The following is an 8,582-nucleotide window of genomic DNA, read 5'->3' as shown; positions in this document are numbered from 1 at the left end:
CAGGTGGTCGGCCTGGCCGCGATCGTGACCGGCAGCCGCCCGCAGGCCGCCCTCACCGCCTGCGGGCTCTTCGTCCTCTGGGCGGCGCTGATGATCCTCAACTCACACTGGATGGCGCTGATCCAGACCAAGGTCGGGATGGAGCTCCAGGGCCGCGTACTGGCCACCAACCAGATGCTGGCGATGTCGATGATGCCGCTCGGCTTCCTCACCGCCGGCCCGCTCTCCGACCACGTCTTCGAGCCGCTGATGCGCCCCGGCGGCGCGCTCGCCGACTCGGTCGGGATGGTCCTCGGCACCGGACCGGGCCGCGGCGCCGGCCTGCTGCTCGTCGTGGTCGGCGCGGTGCTGGCGCTCTGGGGCCTGCTCGGCCTCGCCTACCGGCCGCTGCGGCTGATCGAGGACCTGCTGCCGGACGCGCTGCCGGACGCCGAGATCGGAGACAAGGACGCCATCCAGGCCGCGGCCGACCGGCAGCTGGCGCTCGCCGAGGCCGCCCGGACGGGCCGCGCCGTGCTCCCGGGCCCGGCCCGGGGCGGCGACGCCCCCGAACCGGTCGAGGACGAGCCCGTCGCGCGCGTCCCCGCCTCCACCGGCCGCCGGTAGGCACGACGCCGAACGCCCCCGCCCCTCCACCGGACCGACGGAGGGGCGGGGGCGTTGCGCCCAAGGCCCGAATCCTCGCCGTCGGCGACGACGCCTGTCGCCTGCTGGAGCACCTCCACCGGCACGGATCGGGCTACCAACCCGGCCCGCAGGCCGAGGCCCTGCGGCAGGTCTTGGTGCAGAACTACTACCGCGCCACCGCAGGCCGCCTGCACTGGCGCACCGCCGATGACGGCGGCCTGCCGCCCTCCTCCTCGGCGATTGTCTCTCCCTACGACACCACGGCGCGCTATGTCCGTCACGGGCACATCATCCGCTGGAAGGGCTTCGCCGCTCATCTCACCGAAACGTGCGCCTCCGACAGCGTCAACGTGATCACGGACGTGGCCACGACCTCGGCCGCCACCAACGACGCCCAGGCCCTGCCCGGCATCCACACCCGCCTGGCCCGCCGTGGACTGCTGCCCGCCGAGCACCTGGTCGATGGCGGCTACACCTCTCTGGTCCACCTGGAACGAGCCACGCGCGAGCACCAGGTCAATGTCAGCGGGCCTCTGCCCGGCAACCCCACCCGCCAACACCGCCGGAACGAAGGCTTCGACCGGGACGACTTCCACATCGACTTCGACCGGCGGCAGGTCACCTGCCCGAACGGCCAGGTCGGCGCCGGCTGGCATGGCCCCTACCCGACCTCCTCGCCCACCGCGGCACCACTGATCGTGGCGCGGTTCACCAAGAGCCAGTGCCAGCCGTGTCCGGACCGTGCCCGGTGCACCAGCTCCCGCGAGAGTGCCCGGAACGTGGGCTTTCCCCCGCGAGAGCTCCGCGACCTGCAAGTCCGTGTCCGGACCGAGCAGCAGACGCCCGAGTGGAAGGCCCGCTACGCGGTCCGCTCCGGCGTGGAGGGCACCATCAACGAGTTCGCCCACGGACACGGCATGCGCCGCTGCCGCTACCGAGGACAGCCGAAAGCCCACCTGCAACACGTACTCACGGCCATCGTCGTGAACATCGAGCGACTCAGCGGCCGGTCAGAGGCCGAGAAGGCTCCCTCACCGAGACCGCCGACCGCCTTTCAGACCTTCCTCGACCAGCAGGCGATTCCCCGGTCGAAGTCCTGGCGCACCCTCGGCACCTGACCTCGACTATCAAGATCACCGACAGAGTCAAGCTAAGCCGGGCGGTACTGCTGCTCGATGTACTGGCGGAGCGCGCTTGCCGCTGCCCCGCCGACGGACCCGGCGAAGTACGATCCGGACCACAGGCGCTGTGCCCGCCAGTAGTGCTTGACCAGTTCAGGGTACTCCTGACGCAGCCGGCGGGAGCTGACGCCCTTGAGGCTGTTGACCAGCTTGGACAGGGCGACCTTCGGCGGGAAATTGACCAGCAGATGGACGTGGTTGCCCGCGCCGTCGAATTCGGTCAGCTCGACCTCGAAGTCCTCGCAGACGCTCCGCATGATCTCGTCTAGGCGAGTCAGGTGCCGGTCGGCAAACACCTCGTGGCGATACTTCGTCACGAATACCAAGTGGGCGTGAAGGACGAAAGTGCAGTGCCTGCCAGTACGGATGTTCTGATAGTCAGCCATAAACCAACATGGGACGGTGACCACCGTGCAGCTTCGGTACAGCTTCCGCCTGTACCCGAATGGGCCTCAGTGTTCAGCGCTGGCAAGGGCGTTCGGGTGTGCGCGGGTGGTCTACAACGATGCCCTCCGGGCACGTGAGACCGCCCGGGCCGAGGGGCTGCCGTTCCCGAAGACCGGCGCCCTGTCCAGGGCGCTGATCACCGAGGCGAAGCTGACCCCGGAGCGTGCCTGGCTCGGAGAGGTCTCGGCCGTGGTGCTGCAACAGTCGTTGCGGGACCTGGATACCGCGTACCGCAACTTCTTTGACGGCTTGAAGGGCAGGCGCCCCCGCATGGGCGCGCCCCGCCTCAAGTCGCGCAGGGACAGTCGGCATGCAGTGCGGTTCACGGCGAACGCCCGGTGGAGGATCACGCCGGGTGGTGACCTGTCGTTGCCGAAGATCGGCGACGTGCGGGTGAAGTGGTCCCGTTCGCTGCCGTCGGTCCCGTCATCGGTGACCGTGGTCAAGGACGCGGCGGGCCGGTACTTCGCGAGCTTCGTGGTGGACACCGATCCGGCAGCCGCCCTGTTGCCGGAGACGGTCGGGGCGGTGGGGATCGACCTTGGGCTGACACACTTCGCGATCCTTTCCGACGGGACGAAGATCGACAGCCCGAAGTTCCTGCGCCGCGCCGAGAAGAACCTCAAGCGCGCACAGCGGTCCCTGAGCCGCAAGGCCAAGGGGTCGAAGAACCGTGACAAGGCCCGTATCAAGGTCGCCCGGCAGCACGCCAGTGTGGCCGACGCGCGGCGCGAGTTCCACCACCAGCTCTCCACAAAGCTGATCCGCGAGAACCAAGCGGTGGCCGTGGAAGGCCTGGCGGTCAGGGGACTCGCCCGTACGCGCATTGCCAAGTCGGTGCACGACGCCGGGTGGTCGGCGTTCGTCACGATGCTGGAGTACAAGGCCGCCAGGATGGGCCGGACCTTCCTGCGGATCGGCCGGTTCGAGCCGACCTCTCAGGTGTGCTCGCAGTGCGGTGTCAAGGACGGCCCCAAGCCCCTGCACGTCCGCGAATGGACCTGCGGAGCCTGCGGGGCCGTCCTTGACCGGGACGTGAACGCGGCGGTCAACGTCGCCAAGGCCGCAGGACTTGCGGTCTCAGCCTGTGGAGCGCGGGTAAGACCGGGACTCGTCCCGGCGCAGCGCGATGAAGCAGGAACCCGCCGAGACGGTCCGATCACCGTGGTAGGAATCCCCGGCCTCTAGGCCGGGGAGCGGAAGTCAATCGGCGCGCTTGAAGGAGTAGTTGAAGTCGGTCGTGCCGAAGGCGCGCATCAGCTGGATCCAGAACGGCATCAGCATCTCCATGCCCCGGGCGGAGGCGATCCCCCCGAGGTCGATCACCGACCCGGCCGGCCAGCCGAACTCCTGCAGCAGGGACACCACTTCGGCCTTCGCACCGGCGTCGTCCCCGGCCACGAACAGGTTGTGCTCGCCCGGCACCCGGCCCGGGTCGACCATCACCGGCGCGGACAGCGTGTTCAGCGCCTTCACCACCCGGGCCTGCGGGAACTCCCGCTGGATCTGCTCGCCCACGCTGTCGGTGTTCACCGGGTTCAGGCTGAGCTCGCCCTCCGCCGAGAAGACCAGCGGGTTGGAGACGTCCACGAGGACCTTCCCGGCCAGCCGATCGGCGCCCGCCGCCCGAAGGGCCGCCAGCGAGACCGTCCCGGAGGTCGCGTTCAGCACCACCTCCCCGAACCCGGCGGCGTCCGCGAAGGTGCCGTGGTGCCCGTTCGGGCCGGCCTGCTCCGCCCAGGCGACGGCCTTCTCGTTGTCCTTGGTCCGGGAACCCAGCATCACCTCGTGGCCCAGCGCCACCAGTTTGTCCGCGAGCGTCTGCCCGACCATGCCTGTGCCGATGACTGCGAATCGCACTGTTCGTCCGCCTCTCCCGTCGCGCGCCCGGTGGCGCGTGCCGCGACGACCATAGATCAACAGGCCCCCGCCGGAGGGCGGAACGCGTCGAACGGCCGACGGCCGAGTGGACCACCCCGCTGGTGGCCCCGACCCCGCCACCGAACCATGGGCGCCATGAACCGAACCAACAGACGCCCCGCCCGGGCCGCAGCCCTGCTCACGGGCCTCGCCCTGCTGGCCCCGGCAGCCACCGCCCGCGCCGACGTCACCACCGTCTCCGTCACCACCGAGCGCACCGCCTGGGACCGCAACGAACCCGGACTCGGGCCCGACGAGGTCGCCAAGTCCGACTTCGGCGTCCGCTTCTCCACCGCCCTCGACGGCCAGGTCTTCGCTCAGCCGCTGGTCATCGGCCCGACCGTGGTCGTCGCCACCGAGACCAACCACGTCTACGGGATCAACGCCAACACCGGGAAGATCACCTGGCACCGGGAGAACGGCCCTGCCTGGCCCTCCGCCGCCATCGGCTGCTCCGACCCCGGTCCCAACGTCGGCACCACCTCCACCCCGGTGTACGACCCGGCCGACGGCACCGTCTACCTCACCAGCAAGGTCAACGACGGCCCCGACGACAAGCACCCGCACTACTACGTGCACGCCGTCGACGCCCGGAGCGGCGCCGAGCGCAGCGGCTGGCCGGTCACCGTCCAGGGCGACCCGGTCAACGCCCCCGGAAAGCCGTTCAACGCCTACCGCTCGCTCCAGCGCCCCGGGCTGCTGCTCCTCGACGGCCACCTCTACTTCGGCTTCGGCTCGCTCTGCGGCATCGGCGACTACATCGGCACCCTGGCCGGCCTCGACACCGCGACCCGCAAACTCACCCTCTGGTCCACGGTGGCCGGTTCCGACACCCAGCGGGCCTCCATCTGGATGGCCGGCAGCGGCCTCGTCTCGGACGGCCCCGGCCGGATCATCCTCGCCACCGCCAACGGCCAGGGCGCCGGCGCCTCACCCGCCCAGGGCCCCGGCAACAAGCCGCCCGGCGGACTCGGCGAATCGGTGATCCGCTTCGCCGTCAACGGCGACGGCACCTTCACCCCGAAGGACTTCTTCAGCCCCACCAACAACGCCACCCTCGACAAGAAGGACACCGACCTCGGCTCCGGCGGCCCGGTCGCCCTCCCCGCCGACGTCTTCGGCACCCCCGCCCACTCCCGGCTGCTCGTCCAGGTCGGCAAGGACGGCCGGATCTTCCTGCTCGACCGCGACGACCTCGGCGGCATGGGCCAGGGCCCCGGCGGCACCGACAAGGCCGTCGGCATCACCGGTCCCCACGGCGGGGTCTGGGGCCACCCGGCGGTCTGGGGCGGCGACGGCGGCTACGTCTACACCGTCGAGAACTTCGGCAAACTGCGCGCCCTCAAGTACTCCGTCACCGCCTCCGGCACCCCGCAGCTGACCAGCGCGGGCACCAGTGCCGAGGACTTCCTCAAGATGTCCGGCTCACCCGTCGTCACCTCCGACGGCACCCGGTCCGGCTCCGCCCTGGTCTGGGTCATCTGGTCCGGCACCGGCCAGTACGGCGAGGGCGGCGAACTGCGCGCCTACGACCCGGTGCCGGTGGGCGGCACACTCAGGCTGCGCCGCTCCTTCCCGCTCGGCACGGTCAGCAAGTTCTCCGTCCCGGCCACCGACAAGGGCCGGATCTACGTCGGCACCAAGGACCACCACCTGGTCGCCCTCGGACGTCCCTCGGCCTTCGCCTGACCCCGCACGAGACCGTCGGCGCACGCCACCGCTCCGGGCGGCGCCGGGAAGCGGGCCTCGGGCACGCCCCTCTCCTCACCGCCCTGCGCCACGCGGATCAGCGGACGGATACTCAGATCCCGTGCCGGCCGGGGTACTCGGACCGGAGGTCAGCTCGCCCGGGCCACCACGAAGGCGGGCAGGGCGAGCAGGAAGTCCCGGGCCTCGGCGGCCTCCCCGGACGGAACGTCCGGCGGGGGAGCGGCCGCCAGCACCTCGGCGATCTCCCGGTCGGCGGCGGCGACCAGCCCGGCGGCGGCCTCCCGGGCGCTCTCCACGCAGTCGTACGCCGACATCCGGTCGAGCAGCCAGCGGACGTCCTCCGCTGCGCCGGGGCCGCGCTGCGCCCGGGTCCCGTGCAGGTAGTGCTCGGCGCGGGTGCGTTCGGCGGGGGTGCAGCGCTCCAGCAGGTGGATCAGCATCAGGGTGCGCTTGCCCTCCCAGAGGTCTCCGGCGATCTCCTTGCCGTAGTCGGCCAGGGTGCCGACCAGGTTGAGCACGTCGTCCTGGATCTGGTAGGCCGCACCGAGGTACCAGCCGAACCGGTCCAGCCGGGAGGCGTCGGTGTCCGCGCCCTCGGCGACCAGCAGGCCGGTCCGGCAGGGGTAGAGGAAGGTGTACCAGGACGTCTTCTTGAGGCACATCCGGTAGTAGTCGGCGGGCGCCAGCGTGCAGGCGTTGTCGCGGATCCAGGCGATCTCCATCGCCTGGCCCTCCAGCGACTGGCGGCACATCAGCTCGGTCTCCTCGAACAACCGCCAGGCCAGCTCGCCGCCCAGCTCCCGCCGGTTGGCCATCAGCCGCTGCAGCCCGAGCAGGTTGGTCGCGTTGCCGACGTTCAGCGCGACCTCGACCCCGTAGGCGGCGGAGAGCGTGGGCTCGCCGCGGCGCAGCTCGCTGCCGTCCTGGATGTCGTCGTGGATCAGGAACGCGTTGTGGAACAGCTCGACCGTCACCGCCGGGTTGAGCGCGCGCTGCGGGCGGCCGCCGAACGCGGCGCAGGTGGCCAGGCAGAGCGCGGACCGCAGCCCCTTGCACGGCCGGGCCGGGTAGTCGGCGGCCAGCTCGTACAGGTACGGCGGGCTCTGCTCGGGGATGTGGCGCAGCAGCGCCGTCACCGTCCGCTCCCGGTACCGGGCCAGGACCCGTTCGACCAGCTCTTCCCCGCCGGGGAGCGGTGGCGCCGGGGCCGTCACCCCTGGTGGCCTTCGGCCCCGTCGGGGTGCTCGGCCGGGCTCTGCCGCGGGCCGAAGGTTTCCTGCATCGACCGGTTGGCGAAGCCGGGGGCGAGGGTGCTCAGGTTGAGCAGCAGGTCGATGACGTCGTGCGCGTTGGCGGCGAGCCGCCGGGTGTGGTCCGCGGCCTCGCCGCCGGTGTTGCCGAGCAGCCGGTCACTGACGGCGTCGATCAGCTGGTGGGTGTTCTCCGACACCCGCTGCACCAGGCGGCCGAACTCCTCCGGATCGACCCGGTGTTCGCCGGTGAGCCGGTCGCCGGTCGCCTTGGCGTCGGCCAGCCCGGCGGCCAGCTCCCGCTCCAGCACCGCGGCCGCCTCCATGACGGCCTGCGAGCCCTGCTCGCCCAACTCGCTGAACCGACCGGCGTCGGGCATGGCTGACCTCCTGGTTCGCGCCCCGGGGGACCGGGGCAGGTCGGGCCGGCGGCCGGGCAGAGCGCCGCCTCGGTCGCCGATCGTACAGGCTCGTGCGCGGAGCGTGCCGACGATCTTGCAGGGTGTCACCGCTCCGGCGGGGCGCCTTCCGCTCGGCGGGCGCCCCCTGTCCGGGCAGTGCGCCGAGCCGCTCGCGCGCGCCGCGCCCCGGGGTGGCCGGTGCCTCGTTCCCGCAGGTCGGAGCCGTTCCGGAGGCCGCGGTCCGGCGAGTCGGCCCATGCTTCCCGGGTGGTCACTGATAGTAGTTGCGTGGTTGCGCTGCGGGCCCCCTGGGCGGGTCCGGCCGGCCGATCTCGACAGGTGCGCGCCGCTGCCGCAGTGCTGCTCGCCGCGGTGCCCGGGTGCTGGACAAGGAGCGGTCATGGGTGGCAGACAGCGCCCGCCGAGGGCACGGGGCGCCCGGTCGGGCAAGGGCGCCGGAGCGGCGCGGGCCCGGGTGGGCGGCCGGGCGGACGGCGGAGCCGGGCGGGCCGTAGACAAGGCCGGGCGGCTCGACGGCCGGGCGAGGGGCCGGGTGGACGCCAAGCTGGAGATCGCCCGCCTGGAGGGCTATCTCGCCTGGGAGGCCGAGGTGTCGGCCGCCGAACGGGACGCCCGGGCCTTCGCCGACCGGTTCCCCTGGCTCTCGCCCGGCGAGCGGGAGGGCCTCGAACAGGCCTACGCGGCGGACCGCCTGCGCTACGCCGAGGACGTGGTCGACCGGGCCGTGGAGCGGTGCCAACAGCTGGCGGCCCGCTACCGCAGCGAGTGCCGCCGGATCTGTGCCCGCTGGGCCGCCGTCTGCGTCGGCGTGACCCTCGCGGCCGCGCTCTGCGCGGCGGTGCCCGCGGCCCTGCGCGGCTGACCGGGCGGGAACGGGACCCGCCGGGGCGACCCGGGCGGAACGGCCGGAGACCGGACAGGGCCCGCCACGCGCGATGCGGCGTGGCGGGCCCTGTTGGCGTCCTGCGGGTGGCGCTTTTACACATCTGTCGCTGCCGGCGACCTCCAAAGTGTAGTTGTCGGGG

The 8,582-nt window shown here is 72.0% G+C and carries 8 protein-coding genes and 1 pseudogene; 5 read left to right on the top strand and 4 right to left on the bottom strand.

What is annotated here, in order from left to right:
- Together ACFC1F_RS41720 and ACFC1F_RS41715 are read left to right on the top strand one after the other, a co-directional pair.
- Nucleotides 1-606 (top strand): annotated as a pseudogene (locus tag ACFC1F_RS41720) (hypothetical protein); the annotation flags it as partial.
- Between the two features lie 176 nt (nucleotides 607-782).
- Nucleotides 783-1,745: a transposase gene (locus ACFC1F_RS41715; protein WP_376166850.1), complete on the top strand. Its 963-nt coding sequence runs from the start codon at nucleotides 783-785 to the stop codon at nucleotides 1,743-1,745.
- A gap of 32 nt (nucleotides 1,746-1,777) precedes the next feature.
- Here the strand turns inward: ACFC1F_RS41715 and tnpA are convergent, their stop codons facing one another.
- Nucleotides 1,778-2,194, bottom strand: a complete 417-nt coding sequence (gene tnpA / locus ACFC1F_RS41710) for an IS200/IS605 family transposase (RefSeq protein ID WP_376166848.1) — start codon at nucleotides 2,192-2,194, stop codon at nucleotides 1,778-1,780.
- A 25-nt stretch (nucleotides 2,195-2,219) separates the two neighbouring features.
- On the opposite strand from tnpA, the gene ACFC1F_RS41705 reads away from it, so the two are divergent.
- Nucleotides 2,220-3,443: an RNA-guided endonuclease InsQ/TnpB family protein gene (locus tag ACFC1F_RS41705; protein ID WP_376166852.1), complete on the top strand. Its 1,224-nt coding sequence runs from the start codon at nucleotides 2,220-2,222 to the stop codon at nucleotides 3,441-3,443.
- 15 nt (nucleotides 3,444-3,458) lie between these two features.
- On the opposite strand, the gene ACFC1F_RS41700 is transcribed toward ACFC1F_RS41705, so the two are convergent.
- The gene (locus ACFC1F_RS41700) at nucleotides 3,459-4,115 is read right to left on the bottom strand and encodes an NADPH-dependent F420 reductase (protein ID WP_376166846.1); all 657 of its coding nucleotides are present in this window, start codon (nucleotides 4,113-4,115) and stop codon (nucleotides 3,459-3,461) included.
- A 156-nt stretch (nucleotides 4,116-4,271) separates the two neighbouring features.
- Here ACFC1F_RS41700 and ACFC1F_RS41695 point away from each other — a divergent pair, with 156 nt between their 5' ends.
- A complete protein-coding gene (locus ACFC1F_RS41695; protein ID WP_376166844.1) occupies nucleotides 4,272-5,864 on the top strand; it encodes a PQQ-binding-like beta-propeller repeat protein in 1,593 nt (530 codons plus the stop codon).
- 149 nt (nucleotides 5,865-6,013) lie between these two features.
- Here ACFC1F_RS41695 and ACFC1F_RS41690 read toward each other — a convergent pair whose 3' ends face one another.
- The gene (locus ACFC1F_RS41690; protein ID WP_376166842.1) at nucleotides 6,014-7,099 is read right to left on the bottom strand and encodes a polyprenyl synthetase family protein; all 1,086 of its coding nucleotides are present in this window, start codon (nucleotides 7,097-7,099) and stop codon (nucleotides 6,014-6,016) included.
- Nucleotides 7,096-7,515 (bottom strand): hypothetical protein, encoded by a 420-nt coding sequence (locus tag ACFC1F_RS41685; protein WP_376166840.1) that lies wholly within the window; start codon nucleotides 7,513-7,515, stop codon nucleotides 7,096-7,098. The genes ACFC1F_RS41690 and ACFC1F_RS41685 overlap by 4 nt, the downstream gene beginning before the upstream one ends.
- 421 nt (nucleotides 7,516-7,936) lie before the next feature.
- Between ACFC1F_RS41685 and ACFC1F_RS41680 the strand changes: the two genes are divergently transcribed.
- Nucleotides 7,937-8,419, top strand: coding sequence for a hypothetical protein (locus ACFC1F_RS41680; RefSeq protein ID WP_376166838.1), 483 nt, complete (start codon nucleotides 7,937-7,939; stop codon nucleotides 8,417-8,419).
- The last annotated feature ends 163 nt before the right edge of the window (nucleotides 8,420-8,582 follow it).

The sequence above is a fragment of the Kitasatospora sp. NPDC056181 genome, assembly GCF_042266225.1.
Taxonomy (GTDB): domain Bacteria; phylum Actinomycetota; class Actinomycetes; order Streptomycetales; family Streptomycetaceae; genus Kitasatospora.
This window is presented reverse-complemented; position numbering and strand designations above follow the sequence as displayed.